This is a genomic window from Flavobacterium plurextorum (assembly GCF_002217395.1).
Classification (GTDB): Bacteria; Bacteroidota; Bacteroidia; order Flavobacteriales; family Flavobacteriaceae; genus Flavobacterium; species Flavobacterium plurextorum.
Map to the genome: position 1 here is coordinate 1 of NZ_MUHD01000034.1, position 21,795 is coordinate 21,795.

Genomic DNA, 21,795 nt, shown 5'->3' on the forward strand with positions numbered 1-21,795 from the left:
AAAAAAGCTTCTGGTATCACATAAATTTTGTTTTGAAGATAGAATTGATATGGTTTGTTAATACATAACTCACCTTTCATACTAATAACAAATATTTTACTTATAGGTCTAGAAAGTTAAGAGGGCTTCTGAACCTTTTCAGTTTAATTGTTACTATCTGTTTTAAATGAATTTATTAGAATTTAAATAAAGATTATTATTAAGATTATTTATGGAAAAAAACTACTCGTCTAAACACAAAAAATCGAATTTTAATACTTTACTTTCCTTTTTTTTAGCACTGTTTGCTGTTCTTTTTTTTGACACAAGCACCTATGCACAGGATTGTTCTGTTAATGCTGGTATTTCTAGAAGAATTTGTGCTAATGATCCACTAATTTTAAATGGGGTTACCGGAGGGAATATTGTAAGTTTTAAATGGACTCAAATTGCTGGTCCTTCAGTGGTTATTCAAAATCCTAACAACGCTGTGACACCAGTTCTAGGTATTGTTGGAGGTAATTCCTATACTTTTCGTATATCGGGAGTTTGTGCTATAGGTTCTGTTTATCAAGATGTTACTTTTACAGTTGATCCAATCACTATTTCAAGAGCGGGAACAAATATAGAAGGTTGTCCAGGTACTTACGGGCTTTCAGCGAATGCTCCCGCAAATCCTGGAGAAACGGGAAGATGGGTAGTAAGTGGTGCAAATAATGCTGGTGTTATAGTAAATAGCCCAACTTTACCAAATTCAACGATCTCATTAGCTACAAATGCTTCTGGTACTACACAATTGAACTGGGTAATTAGTTCTGCTGATTGTACATCAACTTCTTCAATAACGGTAACCAATTATGGAGGTGAAGTTATTGCGAATGCTGGTCCTGATCAAACTTTATCAGAATGTTATACTTCTACACAAGCCACAAACTTAGCAGCATCAGTAGGAGGAAATGGAACTGGAACTCAGCAAGGAACATGGTCGTTTGTATCAGGTCCTACTGTACCGACAATTACTAACGGTAATACAAGAACGGCGAGAGTTTCTAACTTATCGCAAGGAACTTATGTGTTCAGATGGTCAGTTCAAGGGCCGTGTGCCGTTGGTTCAGATACTGTAACTATAACTGTGCCCGCTGCAACACAAGATGTTACACAAGCTGGCGGAACTAATAATACACAATCTTTTTGCGATAGTTCAATTACTTCAACAATTTTACAAGGAAATACTCCCTTGTATGCTGGAGAAACGGTTGAATGGACTACAAATTCAGGAGCAACTATTGTTTCTCCAAATAGTCCAACTACACGAATCACAGGATTAAATTTTAGTAGTAATCAATCATATACTTTTATCTATAAAATAAAAGGAAATAGTGCAGTTAATCCAAATTGTGAAACACAATCAACTTTTACTGTAAATTATGTTAATAGTCCGACAAGTCTTATTTTAAATAATGGACAAAGTACTGTTGTTTTACCTGTTAACAATACTTCAGGAAGTGTAGTAATGAGTTATACAGATGGTAATGCTAGCGAGGCTATTTTTGTTAATGGTCCCGTAGCAGCTACAGGAGGTTTTAATGGAAACAATTTTACTTTTTCGGGATTATCCTTACCTGGAACTTATACATTTAGAGTAAGAAGATACACAAGCGGTAGTTTTGCTACAGGCTGTTCTGAGGCATTTGCTGATCTGAATGTTGTTGTTTCTAGAAGCCCTGAACCATCAAATGCTGGTACTAGAGTGGCTTTACTTTGTGGAATTAAAACCACACAATTATCAGGTAATAATCCTGCTTTGATGGCAACATCTGGATTGTCTGGATACTGGTCGCAAGTAAGCGGGCCTAACACAGCTATTTTTGATAATATTAATAATTACAACCCTAATGTAAGTGGTTTAGCTGAGGGTGTATATGTTTTTAGATGGAATATCACAGGGGGAACAAACGCTGTTGATACTTTTAGCGAAACATCAATTACAGTATCGGAGTCGCCTACAACAGATGCAGGAACAACACCTGTAACGGTATGTGCGGGAAGTTATTTTCTGGATGCGGCTGCATTGGTAGAAGGGCAAACTGGACAATGGACACAAGTTGGAGGTACTCCAGGAGTTTCAATTGTAAATTCAACAAGTCCGCAAACTTATGTTAACGGAATGGCACCAGGCAGTTCTTATACTTTTAGATGGACTGTGACAAGTGCCGCATCAGATTGTGCTCCAGCATCTAGTGATGTTGTTATAAATACTACGTCTACATTTTCTCCTTCTCCGGCAGAAGCTGGAGCAGACAGATGTTTTCCTGCAGGAACAACTACTGCGACATTATCTGCGACAGCACCTGCAGTAGGTACGGGAACTTGGACTCAAGTTTCGGGGCCGAATACAGTTAATTTTAGCAATGTTAATAGTGCAAATGCTAATATAACAGGATTAGTAGATGGTGTTTATCAGTTTAGATGGACTACTTCCACAACTGAGCCTTCATGTTCTACTTTTTCAGATACTACAAGTCTTACCATTGCTCCAGAACCAACTTCTACTGCTGGAGCTAATCAAGATGTTTGTACAGATAGTTTAGGTAATAGTGTTACCATGAACGCAAATACACTTACAGCAGGTTTAACAGGAACTTGGGTTCAGGTTTCAGGAAATAGTTTTTGGACAGTTTCTAATATAAATGACCCAAGAGCTGTGTTTAGTAACTTAGCTCCTGGAAATTACGTTTTTAGTTGGGTAGTTAATAGAGGTACATGTGATACTGCATCAAGTAATGTGAGTTTTAAAGTTAGCTTACCGCCAACTACAGCGGTAGTTACGAATTCACCATTATCTGTTTGTACTACAACAGCGAATTTAACAGGAAACACAATAACAGCAGGAGTAGGAACTTGGTCGGTTGTTTCAGGGCCAAATAATCCAACTTTTGCGAATGTAAATAGTGGTACAACTTCAGTTTCAGGACTTACAACTGGAACTTATGTGTTGAGATGGTCTAGTACAAATGGACCTGCTTGCGCTACTTCAACAGATGATTTAACATTAAATGTAACTGCTCCTGCAGATGCTGGTCCTGATCAAACGTTATGTAATGCAACTGAAATTATTTTACAAGGTACAAAAGGATCTACAGGTACTTGGACTGTAACTTCTGGAACTGGTGCAACAATTACACCACTTTCATCATCTACAGCTAGAGCTTCGATTGTGCCAGGAAATAACTATACGTTTCAATATAGTGTAGCAGGTTCAGGAAGTTGTGGACCTACGACAGACACTATGACTGTTACAAATAGTGCTTTACCAACAACACCTAATGCAGGAGTTGACCAAGATATTTGTTTATCTGGAGGTACTTCAATTTTTTTAAGTGGTAATACTATTGCTTCTGGAACTGGTACATGGACTAAAGTAAGTGGACCAACTGGAGGAACAATAGCAACACCAAACTCAAATACTACAGCAGTTAACGGCCTAACAGAAGGATTATATATTTTTCAATGGACAGCAAGTAATGGTAGTTGTAATAATTTAAGTGATGTTGTTAGAATAAATGCTTACATGCCTCCAAGTACAGCCAATGCTGGAGCAGACCAAAGTGCTTGTCAGTTGGCAACTCAACTTGATGCACAAGCACCAACAAGAGGAATTGGAACTTGGACATTAACTACTGATCCATCTAATGGAGGAATTGTTATTGATAGTCCAAATAATCCAAAATCAACATTGACAATTGCAAACCCATATTTATTGCCAGTAGGAACTTATACGTTTACTTGGACAGTAAAAAATGGACCTATCTGTACTTCAAGTACAGATACTGTAAATATTACATTTACAGGAGCACCTCCAACACCTGCCAATGCAGGTCCAGATCAGAATTTATGCAACGCTACGAGTGCGGTAATGAATGCTAACCCTGTTAATCCTGGAACAGGAACATGGAGTCAAGTTTCAGGGCCATCAACAGCTATTTTTTCTAATAGATTTAGTGCTCAAGCTACTGTATCTGGTTTAACAAATGGAACATACGAATTTAAATGGTCAAGTTCTAATGGAGGAGGATGTAATTTAGAAGATACTATGCTGGTTACTATCAACCCAGCAATTGCATCTGTAAATGCTGGTCCAGACCAAACATTAGGAGAATATAGTACTGTTACAATGGCTGCAACAAATCCTGCGCCAAATACAGGTACATGGTCATTTGTATCAGGACCTAATAATCCAGTTATTTTAGATGTTAATAGCCCAACGACACAAATTGCAGGAACGGTTCCGGGTAAATATGTGTTTAAATATACCGTTTCTAATGGTTCATGCGCTGTTGATTCTGATACTGTAGAAATTACATTAGTTGGTCAGACAGATTTAAGCCTAGTTAAAACAGCAAATATTACCACACCAAGAGTTGGAGATATTGTAACTTTTACAGTTGCTGTTAGAAATAACGGAAATCGTGATGCTACTGGAATTGCGGTAAGAGATAATTTACCAGCTGGTTTTTCTTTGGTTACAGGAAGTGTTTCTAACCAAGGTAATTTTAATGCAGGAGGAAATGCAATAAACTGGTCTGGATTATCAGTTGCAAATGGAGCTACTTTAAATCTAACTTATAGAGCTAGAGTAAATGCAGCTACAGGAACATCTAATGAATATACAAATACAGCTCAAATAACAGCAAGTGATCAAGTTGATCCAAATTCAACCCCAAATAATAATAATCCTTCAGAGGATGATCAAGATTCTTTAACGCTTACTCCAACACAAAATGTTGACTTAGCGATAACGAAACAAATAAATAATGCTACTCCGGACGTGGGAACTAATGTCCAATTTACGATTCAAGTTGTAAATAACGGTCCGAGCACTGCTACTGGAGTTTTAGTAACTGATCTTTTGCCAGATGGTTATACTTTCAATAATGCTAGTACAATTACGGGCGCCTATACTTTGGCGAATGGTCAATGGGCTATAGGTACTCTAGCAAATGGAGCAAGAGCTACTTTAACCATTACGGCTAGCGTAAATCCAACTGGAAATTATGTTAATACAGCTAGAGTAACGAGTACTGAAACAGACACTAACACTAATAATGATATAAGTAGCATTTCTAGTACACCAAGAGCAATTGCAAATTTAAGTTTAACAAAAACTGCAAGCGCTGCTCCACATAATGTTGGCGGTAACGTTACTTTTACGGTAACAGTTAGTAATGCTGGGCCAAGTTCTGCAACTGCTGTAAATGTACTAGATTATTTGCCTACAGGATTTACTTATTTGAGTCACACAGTTTCAGGAACTACAACATATAATAATGCTTCTGGATCTTGGAATATCGGAACTATAGCTAACGGTAATTCAGCAGTGTTAACTGTTACAGCTAGAATAAATGCAACTGGTAATTATAGAAACGTTGCCGAAGTAGTTCATTCTAATGAATTTGACCCTAATTCGACACCTGGAAATAATAATGCAGCAGAGGATGATCAACAGCAAGTGATTATTACACCAAATCAGTTAGCAGACTTGGTAGTTACGAAGAGTGTAGATGTTACAGCACCAAGAGTAGGTGATAATATTAAATTCACCATCGCATTAAGAAATGCTGGACCAAGTGATGCAACGGGAGTTGTTGTAAATGATTTATTGTCTTCAGGTTATACTTTTGTAAGCTATACATCAACTTCTGGAGCTTATAATGCAACTTCAGGAAATTGGATACTTTCAGGATTTGTGCCAAATGGAAAAACAGAATATTTAGATATTTTAGTTAAAGTAAATCCAATAACAGGAACTGCTAATGAATATAGAAATATAGCAAGGGTAACAGCAAGTGGTGTAACAGATCCGAATACAGCTAATAATACTTCAACTGTAACTACTGTTCCGACAGCTTTAATTAATTTATCATTAACCAAATCAGTAGATAATATTAGTCCTTCAGCGGGATCAAATGTGGTATTTACTGTAAGAGTATCAAATGCAGGACCAAGTAGTGCAACAGGAGTACAAGTTAGAGATCAGCTTCCTAGTGGTTATACTTTTGTTAGTGCAGTAGCTTCAAACGGAACGTATGATAATCTAACAGGATCTTGGGTTATCGGAACAATTGCAAATGCAAATTCAGCAGTTTTAACTGTTACTGCTAGAGTTAATGCTTTAGGAGATTATACAAATGTTGCTGAAGTTATGCAGGCTAATGAAACTGATGTAAATTCAACACCAGGCAATAATGTTTTAGGTGAAGATGATCAAGATCAGGTAACTGTATCTCGTGGTCCGTTAGTAGATTTGAGCTTGACAAAATTAGTTAATAGCGCTACACCTAATGTTAATGATGTTGTAACTTTTACTATTAACGTTAGTAATGCTGGACCAAGCGATGCGACAGGAGTAATTGTTACAGATAGATTACCTTCAGGATATTTATTTGTTGGTGCTACTGCATCAGTTGGAAGTTTTAATAATACGTCAGGTTCATGGACAATAGGAACTCTGGCAAACACAAATACGGCTACTTTAATCATTCAAGCTAGAGTATTGCCAACGGGTAGTTACAATAACATAGCTGAAGTTACAGGACTTAATGAAGTAGATAGCGATTCTACTCCAGGAAACAATGATTCTACAGAAGACGACCAAAGTGAAGTAATTGTAACTCCTAGACAAATTGCTGATTTATCGGTAAATAAGATTGTTGATGTGGCAGCTCCAGTAGTAGGCAATAATGTTGTGTTTACAATTGCTGTCTCAAATGCAGGTCCTAGCAATGCTACTGGTGTTGTTGTAAGAGATTTGCTTCCTTCTGGTTATGAATTCGTCAATGCAGTTCCGACTGCAGGAATGTATAATAGAGCAACAGGAGATTGGACGGTTTCGAGACCAATTGCTACCAATACAACAGAAACAATTCAGATTACTGCAAAAGTTTTAAAGAACGGTATTTATGTAAATAATGCAGAAGTAATTGCAAGTGATCAGCCAGATCCAGATTCTACACCAAATGACGGAACTGGAGATGATTTTTCAACAGTAACTACAGCACCATCTGCATTAGTAAATCTTGCAGTGGTGAAAAGAATAAATAATGCAACTCCAGACGTAGGGTCTACAGTGGTATTTACAATTGATGTTGTAAATAATGGCCCAAGTGATGCTACAAATGTGGTTGTGAATGATAGATTACCTAACGGTTATACTTGGGTAAGTGATGATGCAGCAGGAAACTACGATAATGTTTCTGGAAACTGGACAATAGGTAATTTAGCAAACGGAGCGAGAAGAACTTTAAACATTTCTGCTACTGTGAATCCAACAGGTAATTACCTTAATACAGCTACAGCAACGAGTATTGAAACTGATGGAAATATTACTGATAATACGAGTGAAGTTTCTAGTACTCCAAGAGCAATTTCGGATTTAAGTTTGTTAAAAACAGTAGCAAATGCATCTCCTAATGTTGGTGAAAATGCAGTATTTACTATTGTAGTTACCAATAATGGACCAAGTAATGCAACAGGAGTTGTAGTTACAGATAGATTGCCATCTGGATATTCTTTTGTGAGTGCAACATCTCCAGTAGGAACTTATGATTCTAATTCTGGTGGATGGTCAGTTGGAAATTTAGCAAATGGTGCGAGTGCTACTTTAACCATTACTGCAAGAGTATTAGCTACAGGAAATTATAACAATGTAGCAGAAGTAACAGGTGCAGATCAATTTGATCCTAATTCAATACCAGGAAATAATAATCCACAAGAAAATGATCAAAGTTCTGTAGTGGTTACTCCGGTTAATGTATCAGATTTAGTTACAGTAAAAACAGTTTCGGCCGTTGCTGTAACAGGTATTTCTGCATCAAGACCAAATGAAGGAGATACTATTAGATATAGTATTGTGGTTACAAATAATGGTGGTCCAACTAGTGCTACAGGTGTTAGTTTAACAGATATTCTTCCCGCAGGTTTAACGTATGAAAGTCATACAGTTACTGCTGGAGTTTATAACTATGCGTCTGGTGTATGGACTATTGGAAACTTGGCAGTTAATGGTACGGCTACTTTAGAAATTACAGCAAAAGTAAATGAGGGTACTAAAGGTTTAACTATTATTAATAGAACAACTGCTGCTAAAGGAGATCAAACAGATCCTACAACAGTTGGAGACGACCTAGAGGAAACGATTGTGGTTAGTTTACCGCCAATTGCTTCAAATGATATTAGTAATGGTAATACAACAAATCAGCCATCAACTCCATTAAATATTCTAACAAATGATAGATTAGGAGATGGAACTCTAACGACTCCTGCAAATACTATTGTTGATTTAAATCCTAATACAACTGGAGTAGAAACAACAATTATAGTACCGGGAGAAGGTACATGGAATTATGATCCAGCAACTGGTTTAATTGTATTTACTCCACAGGCAGGATTTACATCAGATCCAACGCCATTAGAATATAAATTAACAGAAACACAAACGGGCTTAAGTGACACTGCGACTATAACAGTAACGTATGTGATGCAAGCACCAATAGCTTATAATGATTTAAGCAGTGGAAACCCTGTAAATACGGCAGTAACAGTAAATCCATTAGCAAACAATGGTTCTGGTGTAGACGCAGATCCAGATGGAACTATAGATCCATCAACGGTTCGTTTGTTGAGTCCAACGGGAGCAACTGCTATCGTAACAGATTCAAAAGGAATTACAAGTTTTGATGTTCCGAATGAAGGAAAATGGAGTGTTAATCCAGTAACTGGTGCAATTACATTTACGCCATTACCAACATTCCATAAAGATCCAACGCATATTCAGTATAATGTAAAAGATAATGATGGCAATATATCTAATAATGCAAGGGTAACTATAGATTATGTACCAGTTGCAGCCAATGATAGAAATACAACACCGGGAACTCCAGGTTCACCAGTTGCGTTAAATGTTTCTGGAAATGATACTGCAGGAGACACAGTAGATGTATCGACAGTAGAACTGGATGCATCAAGTGTCTTTGGAGGAATTCAGGTATCTCCTAGAGAAGTTTCTGTAGTAGGAGTTGGAAGTTGGATTGCAGATGCAGCTGGAAATGTAACATTTACTCCAGAGACAGGATACACAATTGATCCACCGGTAATTAATTATACCATAAAAGATAATCAAGGAAATAATTCGAATGCAGCGACCATCACAATAGATTATGCTCCAATCACTTCACCTGATTTATCGATAGGAAATCCAATTAATACACCAGTAGTTGTTGATGTAACAGCTAATGATACAACAGGAGATTTAGTTGATCCAACAACAGTAAGTTTGGTTAATCCAGGAAACGGAATCAACATTGTTCAGGATCCAACGGGAGATATTACAAGCATAACAATTCCTGGAGAAGGAAGATGGAATGTAGATTTAGTAACCGGAAGAGTGACATTTACACCAAATTCTGGTTTTATTATAGATCCAACTCCAATCAATTATAACATTAGAGATAATGAAGGTAATGTTTCAAATAACAGCTTAATAACAATTAGAGTTATACCTCAAGCAGACTTGGTTGTTACTAAAACAGATAATAAAGAGAAGTATGTTCCTGGAACAAACAGTGTTTATACGATAACAGTTAAAAATAATGGACCATCGGTAGCGACAAATATAGTAGTGCTTGATGATATTACAGATCCAATTTTGGAGGCTGTTACAACATGGACGGCTGTTGGTACAGGAGGTACAATACTTCCAAATGCAAATGGTATTGGAGATATAAACGCTGGTAATGCAACAATTAGCAGTTTAAATGTGGGCGAAACGGTTACATATACTGTAACAATTGCAGTTCCAAGCAGCTATACTGATCAGATTGTAAATACAGCAAGTGCAACATCGACTGTTCAGGATCCAAATAGTAGTAATAATACTCAAACGGATATTGATACTGTAAACGCACTAGCAGAGATAGCACTTACGAAAGCAATTGTAACAGCAGCTCCTCATAGAATAAGAGATAATGTTGAGTTTTTAATTACAGCAGTAAATAACGGACCAAGTGATGCTACAGGAATAAACATTGTAGATAAACTGCCAAGCGGTTACACTTTTGTGAGCGCAACGCCAAGCAGTGGAACTTATAATGCATCTAATGGTTTATGGAATTTAGGAGGTTTAACCAATACGTCAACATCGACATTAACTGTAATTGCAAGCATTAATGCAACAGGAAATTATACAAACGTTGCTGAGGTTACTAAAGTAGATCAATTAGATCCAAATGGTATTATTCACGGAAACAACACTCCGAATGAAATCGATCAGTCAGATGTGACAATTGTTCCAGTGAAAATAGTTGATTTGGTTACGACAAAAACAGTTGATAAATCAAATCCAAATCAGGGAGATATTGTACAGTATACAATTACTGTCGTAAATAATGGTCCAAGTACGGCGACAGGAGTAAATCTTACAGATAATTTACCTGCAGGATTGGCTTATGTATCGCATGTAGCAACTGGAGGAACGATTAATACATATTCTGGAGGTTCGTGGAATATTGGAAACATAAACATTGGATCTTCTGCAACATTATTAATCAATGCAAGAGTTACTGCAGCAGGAACGGTTAGTCAAACGCCTATTGTAAATACAGTTACTCCAGCGGCAGGAAATGAATCTGATCCAACAACTGTAGGAGATGATCTAACAGAGCCAATTATTGTGACAAGTTCAGATTTAGTAACTGAAAAAAAGGTAAGTAAATCAAATCCTAGTGAAGGTGAAACGATTACTTACAGCATTAGAGTTACTAATAACGGTCCAAGTGATGCAACGGGAGTTCGTTTAACAGACATTCTTCCAATTGGAGTTACTTATGTAAGCAACAATCAGGGAGCAGATTATAATTATGGTTCTGGTATCTGGACAATAGGAGATCTTGCAAACGGAGCAACTAAAGTTTTAGATATTAATGTGTTAATTGATTCTGGATCAGCAGGTAAAACGATTGGAAACACAACGACTGCTGCTAAAGGAGATCAATCAGATCCAACAACTGCTGGAGATGATTTAATAGAAACTATCATAGTTCAAAATGGTGCCGATGTTGTATTGACTAAAGTAGTAAACAATAGTACGCCTAACATTGGAGAAACCGTAACATATACCGTTACTGTAACAAATAAAGGAACAACATTAGTAACGAATTTAGTTGTAAAAGATGATTTGCCAGCTGGTTTAACGTTTGTTTCAGCTACTCCAGGAAAAGGAGTGTGGACAACTCCAAACTGGACAGTAGGTACATTACAGCCAGGCGAAGAAGGATCTATTGAAATTAAAGCGATTGTTGGTTTAGATCAAGGAGGTAATGTATTAGTAAATACAGTATCTAATACGCAGGATCAGTTTGATACAAACAGAACTCCTGATGATCCAACCGAAACAATAACGGTTACCAACTTAGATTTAGCAGTTGTTAAAACAGTAAACAATGCTACGCCAAATGAAGGAGAAACGATTCGTTATACTATTAGAGTAACGAATAACGGAGCTAGTGATGCAACCAATGTAAGTTTGGTAGATAAATTACCTGTAGGAGTTACTTATGTAAGTGATGTAGTTTCAGCAGGAAATTATAACAACGGTTCTGGATTATGGACAATTGGTAATCTAGTAAATGGTGCTGTTGCAACCCTTACAATTGATGCAACGGTAAATGCTAGAACTTATGGTACAACAATTACCAATACAACTAGTGCAGTAAAAGCGGATCAGGCAGATTCTAATCCGACAAATAACATTGGCAGTGTGGCTATTGTACCAACTGCATACATAGACTTGAGTTTATCAAAAGAAATTGTAGGTAATGTTACAAATCCTGCTGTAGGCGATGTAATCACTTTTGAAATTAGAGTGATGAACGACGGACCTACAAAAGCAACAGGAGTAGAAGTAGTAGATTTAATTCCTTCTGGATATAAATTTATCAACTATAGTTCAACTATTGGAACATACAGTCCTTCAACAGGTCTTTGGAAAGTAGGTTTTGTAGAACCTGGAAACACAGCAGTTTTATTAGTAGATGTGAGAGTTCTAGATAATGGAAATTACATGAACTGTGCAGAAATTACTAAAGCAAATGAACCAGATATTGATTCTACTCCAGGTAATGGAAATGATTTAGAAGATGATTATGCTTGTGCTGCGGCAGCGCCTAATCAATCGGTGGACTTAGCTGTTGTGAAGACGATCTTGAAGAATACTATGAATCCAAAAGTAAATTCTGAGATTTCATTCGAGATTCTATTAACAAACAATGGAGATATAGATGCAACAGGTGTTGTGTTATCAGATGTACTTCCTTCAGGTTATACGTTCGTTAATTATAGTTCTACAAGAGGAGTTTATGATTATGTAACAGGAGACTGGAAAGTAGGTAAGATACTAAACGGAGAAACGGAGATTTTGATTGTTGATGTTATTGTTAATGAATCTGGAAACTATCAAAATTGTGCGAGCATAAAAGCAATGCACCAAACAGATATAGATCCAGCTAACAATCAAAGTTGTATCACTGCAGCACCGCTAGCTGTAATAGATTTAGAATTGACTAAAGAGGCAGATATCTTAAAACCAATTGCTGAAACGAATGTTGAATTTATGATAACATTATCAAACAAAGGGCCGAGCAGAGGAACTGGTGTGGTGGTGAAAGATTTACTTCCGTCAGGATTCAAATTCTTAAGTGCCACTACAACAATTGGAAATTATGATGCTGTTACAGGAATCTGGAACGTAGGTAACATCGATATCAATGCAATAGAAACATTAAAAGTAACAGCTTATGTATTGCCAGCAGGTGATTTTACCAATGTTGCGGAAGTGATTGCAGCAAATGAAACCGATATCGATTCTACTCCTGGAAATAATAAATTACAGGAAGACGATCAAGATGCTGTGACATTAGAGCCTACAGTTCCTTTAAACATCCCAGAAGGATTCACTCCAAACGGTGATGGTATAAATGATGTTTTTGAAATAGAACATTTACAAGTATTGTATCCAAACTTTAGTATGGAGATTGTAAATAGATACGGAAACCTTGTGTACAAGTACAAACATAATGGAGACAAATTTACGACTCCATTGTGGTGGGATGGTCACTCAACAGGAAGACTTAATGTCTCTGGAGAGACGCTTCCAGCTGGAACTTATTTCTATACTATTCACTTCAACAATAACGAAAGAAAGCCACAAACGGGCTGGGTATATTTAAAAAAATAAAACTATTCTTTAAGGAGAGAAGAGGTTAAAAATCTTCTCTCCTTTCAAAAATTAAACTCATTTTTATGAAAAAAATTAAAATACTAATTGGATTTTTTGTTTTGATATTTTCCGCTAGTACTGTTTTTGCTCAACAAGATCCTCAGTATACACAATATATGTATAACATGAATATTATAAATCCAGCTTATGCGGGTTCTAAAGGATTTACAAGTATTGGTATTCTAGGAAGAACGCAATGGGTAGGAGTAGATGGTGCGCCTCAAACTGCAACATTATCTATAAATGGCCCTGTTGGTAAGAATGTTGGATTAGGATTCTCTGTTATTCATGATGAAATTGGACCTGTAAAAGAAGATAATGCATATGTTGATTTCTCGTATACTTTAAATCTTTCTGAAGAAGATAAATTAGCATTTGGTATTAAAGCTGGAGCAACATTTTTGAATATTAGAGAATTTACTACGGTAGATCCAGATCCGTTAAATGCACCAATAAGCCAGGTTGCACCTAATTTTGGTGTGGGTGTAATGTACTATAATGAGCGTTTTTATGCTGGTTTATCTGTACCGAATTTTATTGAATCAAGATATTTAGACCAGAAAAACGGAATCTATTCTTCAGCTTCAGAAAAGGCACATATTTTCCTTACATCTGGATATGTGTTTGATTTGGATGAAAACTTAAAGCTGAAACCTTCAACAATGTTAAAAGCAGCATCTGGAGCACCTCTTTCAATTGATTTGTCTTTAAACTTGTTGGTGCAGGAAAAAGTAGAATTTGGACTTTCAATGAGATTAGACGACTCTGTAAGTGCTATGATAGGATATAATATAAGCCAGGGAATGAGAATTGGATATGCTTACGATTATACAACTTCTAATTACGGAGTGTTTAATTCAGGATCTCACGAGATTATGATATTATTTGATTTGTATAAGAAAAAAATAAAAAGCCCTCGATTCTTCTAGATAAAAAATAAGATATGAAAAAAATTACTTTAATTATAGTATTGTTATTTGGAGCTGGCGTTTATTCTCAAAATTACAATATCAAAAATATAGATGCTAATACTAAATATTCTGATTTTGGTGTAACTTATTATGGTGAAAACACTGCAATTTATGCATCATCAAAAAAGACTAAACAATCCAGAAATAGAAAATGGTATTTAAACAGCCAGCCATTTTTAGATTTATACAAAGCAACTGTTACCAATACAGGCGAATTTACAGGGTCTGAATTGTTTTCAAAAGATCTGAATACTAAGATGCATGAATCTAATGTAACTTTTACAAAAGATTTAAAAACTGTTTATTTTTCAAGAGATAACTACAACAGCAAAAAGTATAAGACAGACGATAAAGGCTGGGTTTTAATTCAATTATATAAAGCCGATATTGATGCTGAAGGAAATTGGAAAAATATAACAAAACTGCCATTTAATAGCGATCAGTTTGATACGGGACATCCGTCATTAAATGCTAATGATAACAAGTTGTATTTTACATCAAACAGACCAGGCTCTATGGGACTTACTGATATTTGGGCTGTAGATATTAATAAGGATGGCACTTATAGCGAACCTTATAATTTAGGACCAGAAGTGAATACAGTAAAAAGCGAAATGTTTCCTCATATTGATGCTGATAATGTGCTTTATTATTCTTCAGATGGTAAAAAAGACGGAAATGGAGGTTTAGATATTTATGCAATAGAAGTTCAGGATAAAAAAGGAATTGGAGAAGCTGTAAACTTAGGTTTTCCAATAAACAGTGCAAAGGACGATTTCTCTTTGGTTTTTCAAAGCGGAAAAAAAATAGGTCACTTTTCTTCTAACAGAGAAGGCGGAAAAGGAGATGATGATATTTACTTTTTCGAAGAATTAGTTAATCCGATTGCTGCAAAATGTAAGCAATTCGTTCAAGGAACTGTTCGCGAAAAAGAATCAGAGGCACTTTTGCCAGGGGCTTTAGTAACTTTGTATGATGCAAACGGTACTAAAGTAGAAAGCACAATTGCAGATAAATTTGCTGTTTTTAATTTTAAAGTAAATTGCGATTCTTCATATAAAGTTACTGCTGTAAAGGATTATTATGATATGGACGAAAAGACATTTGCATCTACAAATGAAGCTAATTTGGAACTGGCTCTTAATCTGGATTTGGGTTCTAGTGAATTTGTTTATGTAAGAGGTAAACTAATGATTAAAATTAATCCGATATATTTTGATTTGGATAAATCATATATCCGACCAGATGCAGAATTGGAATTGGAACGCGTGGTGAGAATTATGCAGAAATATCCAGAACTGAAAATTAATTTAGGATCACATACAGATAGTAGAGCACGCGATGCTTACAACTGGTCTCTGTCTACAAGAAGAGCAAGATCTTCTAAGAATTGGATTGTTAGACAGGGAATTGATCCATCTAGAATTAAAGCTGAAGGTTTTGGTGAAACGGAATTGGTCAATAAATGTTCAAACGGTGTAAATTGCTCAGAAGATGACCACCAATTAAACAGAAGAACAGAATTTGTAATTGTGAATCCTGAGGTAATAAAGTAAAGTATTTTATATTGACTATTTCTTAAATAATCGATACATATTTTTAGGGAAAAAAATTCTATATCCAAATATTCCTAAATTTGGAGGAACTTTCCAAATTGCATTAGATGCAAAAACTGGTAAAGTTGTAAATATGATTCATGATAAATAGAATAATTTAGGTAATGTTTCAGATTAAGTGTTTGATATAAAATAGTAATATAATTAACTGAAAAAATCTAATTTTATAATGCATTAGATATTTGAGAGACGACCTTTTTGGTCGTCTCTTTGTTTTTTTACCTTTTAATAAACGCTAAAATGCTTTTACCTTAGATTTATGCTGCAAATTAGGTCATGAGAATAAAGTGGATTTGAAAACTAAAATTAGAGACATAGTTAAGGGTGCAAAATGCACCCTTAATCATTTTTAGATTCCTTTAAAAAGCCTCTTTTTCTTTTTTTGTTTAAATTGTTTTGAAACATATTCATTTACTTTTTCTCCACGTAGCAGTATATCTGCCAGATTTTTTTTCACATACTCTTTTAATTCAATATTTTGAAAATTTTCAGAAGCAGTTGAAAGACTACTTTGATATTTTCTTTCAAGGGCAAGAATATTCATTGCACAAGTTTCCTGAATCCCTTTTGCACTGAATTCTTTTCCTTGACTGCTTCCATTGACAACCGACTGTGTTTTAAAGTCGATAAAAGTAATTCCATAAAGTTTTCCCTCACTGCTTTTTCTTAAAATAGTATGAATGGCTTCATCTTTGAGCCTTTCGGATAATCTCTCGACAGAAGTCATTCTTTCATCAGAGAAAGCGTGTCTCAAAGCATTTTTAACGTGGCTTTTGCAGTATTCTTTCTTTGTTTCATTTACCCTGAATTTTTCCTCCAGAAATTTTAAGGTGGGTCTGCTGTAGAATTCACTGGCTTTTATCGGCACGCCGATCGGTTTTGAATTTTCATCAAGTATTTTATAGAGAAGTCCGTTGTTTTTAAAAACTCTTGATTCCTCGCTTCCTCTGTCAGCATGTACATTATAGAGGTTTAAAACCGCATTGAGTTCAGGCAGGCTTGAGTATTTATAGTCAAATAAAACCTTGCTTAAAATTGAATTGATCGCCTTTTTGGACTCTGCTTTTCCGTATTGGACTCTGCTGACATCTATCGGATTTAACGAAAATTGTTCTTTCTGTTTTCTTCCGTCGGCTTTTACAAGTCCGAACATTTCTTCAATTTCTTTTCGGGCAGGTTCTGATTTTCTGATCCCTAATAAATGCAGATCAATTCTTTTTCCGTCTCTCTGAATGTTGTTTGTCACTATATGGCAGTGCGGATGTCCTGCATCATAATGCTGATAGACCAGATAAGGCTGTCTGCCGAATCCCAGTTTTTCCATATAGGTGTCTGCAATTTCAACCAGTTTTTCTTTCGAATGATTCTCCGAAGGATCAAAGTTCAGCGAGATATGCACTGTATTCCGTTTCGCATTGGTATTGAGCTCCGCCAGTTTTAGAAAGCGGTTTAATTTTGAAGTGAAACTCAGTTTTTCCAGTTCAAGAGGATAATTCACAGCACTTATGCATTCCGCTTTTCCGATCTCAACTTTATTTTCGTTGTAATTCAGAATGCTTCTTATGGACGAGCTTGTTTTTATCACTGCAACCATTTTTCTGCTATTTTCTGGGTGTGGCCTGAGACCTCTTCCATTTTATCAAAAAGTCTTTTTCTCTGGATCTCGAACAGATAAAGATACCCTTTGAAATCGGGAACCGTTTTGAGCGTGTTTATCTTTCTGGCAATCTGATTGATATTGTTGCCGATTGCCCGTAATTCGGAAGTAAGTACGGCAGTCTCTTCCATCAGTTCGTCTAAAGACTGGTTTCTGTAGGTGGAAACAATTGGTTTGTTGAATAAGTGGCTTCTGATGTGGTCACTTAATTTTCTGCAGGTGCTTGCTCTGAATCTTTTTTCCAGTTCAGCATACTCCAAAGGAGTGAATCGCAGTCCCACGATTCGTGTTCTGTTTGAATTTTCTCTTTTCATCATCTTTCATTTTCATTGTTATCAAACTCTTTTCTTTTAAGTTTCTCCACGGTCGAGTTCCGAGGCAATGGGTGGCAAGATAGGCGGTTGTTAAACAACCGTTCATCTTGCTGATTGCAGGAACGTGGCAATCTTTTAGACCTTTAAAAGGTATATACTAAATTAAATAGAATATTTGAGATTAGACTATGATGGACATATTTTGTCCATGACACGAGTTGGTTTGATTAGCGGAAATACTGTTTTTTTGTTCCTATAAGTACTTTTTAGAAGAAATTTAAGTAGACAAAATATGTGCAATCTATCAAGCTGATTTATAATAAACTTTAGTATATAGTTTATATATTTAAATAATTTTGATGAGATTTTAAAATGATAAATATGACTACAGAATTTTGGATAGAGAAAGGTTGGGGAGAATCAGTTGATAACGCAACAATTGAAGATACTAATGTTACAATTGAAGAAATAATTAAAATTGGCAAAGAACACGGTACTTTTTGGGTTGGACATAATGACAAGGAGTATGTTCTTGAAATTCATAAAGACTTAAATCTGTTTTTCATTTACGGAGAAAATCAGAATAAAAAAATACAATCAAAATTTGTTAACTGGGATGAATGTCGATACTTACTTGGGATGTATTTTTCTAAGGATTTTTTAGGACTTAAGGAGCAAATAAAATTGAAAGCATTTTCAAACAGCTAGATATCTAATATAAATAAATTCTATATCCTTTAATGAAATTTTTCAAAAGAAAAGGGAAAAAGAAAGCAATCTAAAAATGGGACAGCCAGGCAAAGGAAGTGCTATAAGTCCCGAAGGGTGACAAGGCGAGGAACGAGGCGTGTCATTATGTGCACTTCGTTTGCCGATGTCCAATAAATTCGCTTGCTTTTTATTCTTTTTTGAAAAGTTTTAAAAAGTCTTTTGAAAGTGTACGCTTCTTAAAGCCAATGAAAAAATAACAAAAGAAGAAGTGTACTTTTTCAAACAATATGACTTTTATAATCCGCAAAATTCTGAATGTTTTTATGAAGGTTTTTGTGGATGTTCTTAAAACATAAATGCAATCTGAAATTATCTCTTTACAGTAAAGTAATTGTGTCAGTTAGATTATTAACAAAGATATAATCCAATACAAAATCTTCCGCTTCTTTTTTGTGTTCAACAGAAGTTGAAAAGGAGTTGAGATAAAAATCTTCATTTTCATCTGCAATGTGAATAATTTCAGTGTAGCCTTTTGTGATTAAAGAGCCTTTTAGTTTCAATACTTTAAGCTCGTTACTTCTGTCAATTTCTTTTTTTACTCGGAGTTTTATAGTTTTATCCATGGTGTCAGTTTTTGGTAGTTCTTTGATGTAAATCAAATAGTATTCCAAAACAAAAAAGAGACAAAAAGTCTGTTTGTGTCCATCAACTTGCGTCCTAGATAAGCAGAGGATCAATTTTTGTTCTTTTATTAACTGAAACTACAACATCTTTTTTTACTATTTCAGTTTGTTTTTCATTAGGGGCAAGATCATAATTGCGAGGTACTTATCAGAAATTAAACCTAGTACTTAGTCATTTTTTTATTGAACATATTGATGCTCAGTTCTACTTTAAGAATGTTTTTTTGAAAACTTTAACTAAAATATCGGATTTTGACAAATTGATGCCGGATTTTGATAACATGTTATCAAAAAGGCTATTGTAATTTTGTTTCATCAGAATTATAAATAATTAAATGAGCTATAAAAAACTTTTTTATTAAATGTAATTTGAATTGGATGTCGAAATCTATTGTATAACAAAATAGAAAAAAATAGTCTGTTTTTTTTCAAAACACGAATCTCAGACATTTTGAATTCCATCTTTTACAAACTACAACTAAAAAAAATCTTTTTTGACAAGTTTTACTCCGTTTTGGATAACAAGCAATCAAAGAGCCTGTTGTAATTTTGTTTCAGCAGCAATCGCAAATAGAATTTTAAAAAAGGCATTAAAATTTATTGTATCAGTATCGAAAAAAGTTAGAAATAAGAATGTTTTTTAAAAGACTAACTGGATACAATTTAACTTATACTATTTTTTATAAGAAAAAATATTTCTTTTTAATTATTCGCAATAAAAATGGCAGGAAAAGGCAAAACTTCGACAGGATTTTGACAACACTTTGTAAAATAATCTATTGTAGTTTTGTTTTCGCTCTAACTCTAAAAAAAAGAAAAAGGATTAAAATGTTTTTCTTTTGAGTTTAATGGAATTTGATTTAGTGAGTACAATTTACTATTTGAATAATAGCAAAAATTGAAAACTGAAATAAAAATTTCCATACCAATTAAATATGATTTGATATTTCATAATTCAATCAATTTAAAGATTAGAAAACATGAAGCTAAATATAAAAATCAAAAATGCAATTCTGGAGATAATTTGCCTGTTGTATGTAATTCTATTTGTATATGCGGCGCTGAGTAAATTACTTGACTTTGAGAACTTTCGTGTGCAACTCGGACAATCCCCGCTACTGAGCGCTTTTGCAGGATCAATTGCGTGGATTGTACCAATACTGGAATTGCTTATTGCATTGTTACTTGTTTTTAAAAAATGCAGATTAAGTGGTCTTTTTGCAGCCTTTAGTTTGATGGTTATGTTTACCACATATATCTATATTATTTTAAATTACAGCTCCTTTGTTCCGTGTTCCTGTGGAGGAATCCTGGAGAAAATGGGATGGACGGAACATCTTTTTTTTAATTTCGTTTTCATAATGCTGGCAGCAGCGGGTATCCTGATACTGCGCGATGGGATGCCAAAGGTATCCCTGATTTCAAAACCCGCTGTTCTTGTCAGTTCTCTTTCGGTAAGTATTTTTTTTAGTATTGGCATTATTGCACTGCTTTTTATGTTATCTGAAGATATTATGGCCAAAGAAAATCCGTTTATCAGAAGATTTGATCAATATGCAATAAAAAAAATTGATGAAACCCGTTTACAAAATGCCTCTTTTTATCTGGCGGGAGTAGAGAGCGGAAAAATATATTTAGGAAATCACGATGCGCCATTACAAATCATTGTTGTCGATAGTGCTTTGAAAAACAAACAGCATTCTACAATACAATTAGACCGTGATGACTTTCCTTTTCGTTCTGTAGAAGTAAGTATTCAACCGCCTTATTTTTACGTTTACGATGGTATGGTTCCAGTGATATACAAGGGTAAAATAGCAGACTGGAAAGCTAAAATAATTTACAATGGGAATCACTTCTTTACCAAGGCAATTGTCATGGATTCAGCCAGAATTGCAATTCGAGGTCAGAAAAAAAATACAGGAGAACATTTAATGGGAACACTCGATTTTAGTAATGGCATTAATGCGAAATTTTCTCCTTCTATTTTGGAAAAGCAAATAGATGGAATATTCGACACCGATGGTACACTGCAATATAGTAAAGAACTCCGGAATTTAGTTTATACCTATTATTACAGGAACCAATATATTGTTGCGAACGATTCACCATTAGTACTTTACAGAGGAAATACAATTGACACCACAACACGAGCAAAATTAAACGTAGTAAAAGTAAAACTCTCAGGAGACACCAAACTTGCCGCACCACCTTATATGGTCAACAAAAACAGTGCAGTATATAACAATTTGCTTTTTGTTAATTCCGCACTCAAGGGAAGATTTGAAAATGAAGAAGTCTGGACTCAGGCATCCGTAATTGATGTTTATGATATAGCTAAAAATGAATATTTATCGAGTTTTTATATTTATGATTCCGGAAAAATAAAGATGAAATATTTCCTTGTCACAGAATCAAATCTGTATGTGATTTCCGGTCAGTTATTGCAAAAATATTCGCTGGGAAATTCCATAAAAAAAGCTTTAATAAAGAAATAAAAAATCACGTGATTCATACCAGTTGGTAGCAGGAGT

General features: G+C 35.1%; 8 protein-coding genes. 5 read left to right on the forward strand and 3 right to left on the reverse strand.

Features of this window, described 5'->3' with window-relative positions; genetic code table 11:
- Window positions 1-211: 211 nt before the first annotated feature.
- The 3 genes from B0A81_RS17535 to B0A81_RS17545 all read left to right on the forward strand — a co-directional run bounded on the left by B0A81_RS17535 (window position 212) and on the right by B0A81_RS17545 (window position 15,836).
- Window positions 212-13,267 carry a PKD domain-containing protein gene (locus B0A81_RS17535; RefSeq protein ID WP_089059216.1) on the forward strand — a complete coding sequence of 4,352 codons (13,056 nt, stop codon included), beginning with the start codon at window positions 212-214 and terminating at the stop codon, window positions 13,265-13,267.
- Between the two features lie 65 nt (window positions 13,268-13,332).
- Complete coding sequence (locus B0A81_RS17540) at window positions 13,333-14,238, forward strand: PorP/SprF family type IX secretion system membrane protein (RefSeq protein WP_073075585.1); 906 nt, start codon at window positions 13,333-13,335, stop codon at window positions 14,236-14,238.
- 14 nt (window positions 14,239-14,252) lie between these two features.
- Window positions 14,253-15,836 (forward strand): OmpA family protein, encoded by a 1,584-nt coding sequence (locus B0A81_RS17545; RefSeq protein WP_073075586.1) that lies wholly within the window; start codon window positions 14,253-14,255, stop codon window positions 15,834-15,836.
- A 409-nt stretch (window positions 15,837-16,245) separates the two neighbouring features.
- Here the strand turns inward: B0A81_RS17545 and B0A81_RS17550 are convergent, their stop codons facing one another.
- Window positions 16,246-17,490: a relaxase/mobilization nuclease domain-containing protein gene (locus tag B0A81_RS17550; protein ID WP_073075587.1), complete on the reverse strand. Its 1,245-nt coding sequence runs from the start codon at window positions 17,488-17,490 to the stop codon at window positions 16,246-16,248.
- Window positions 17,478-17,870, reverse strand: coding sequence for a plasmid mobilization protein (locus B0A81_RS17555; protein ID WP_083557688.1), 393 nt, complete (start codon window positions 17,868-17,870; stop codon window positions 17,478-17,480). Before B0A81_RS17555 ends, B0A81_RS17550 begins: the two co-directional genes overlap by 13 nt.
- Before the next feature lie 378 nt (window positions 17,871-18,248).
- On the opposite strand from B0A81_RS17555, the gene B0A81_RS17560 reads away from it, so the two are divergent.
- Complete coding sequence (locus B0A81_RS17560; RefSeq protein WP_073075589.1) at window positions 18,249-18,575, forward strand: hypothetical protein; 327 nt, start codon at window positions 18,249-18,251, stop codon at window positions 18,573-18,575.
- A 380-nt stretch (window positions 18,576-18,955) separates the two neighbouring features.
- On the opposite strand, the gene B0A81_RS17565 is transcribed toward B0A81_RS17560, so the two are convergent.
- Window positions 18,956-19,201 carry a hypothetical protein gene (locus tag B0A81_RS17565; protein ID WP_073075590.1) on the reverse strand — a complete coding sequence of 82 codons (246 nt, stop codon included), beginning with the start codon at window positions 19,199-19,201 and terminating at the stop codon, window positions 18,956-18,958.
- A gap of 1,040 nt (window positions 19,202-20,241) precedes the next feature.
- Between B0A81_RS17565 and B0A81_RS17570 the strand changes: the two genes are divergently transcribed.
- On the forward strand, window positions 20,242-21,759 hold the full coding sequence (locus B0A81_RS17570; protein WP_089059217.1) for a MauE/DoxX family redox-associated membrane protein: 1,518 nt from the start codon (window positions 20,242-20,244) through the stop codon (window positions 21,757-21,759).
- Window positions 21,760-21,795 lie beyond the last annotated feature (36 nt).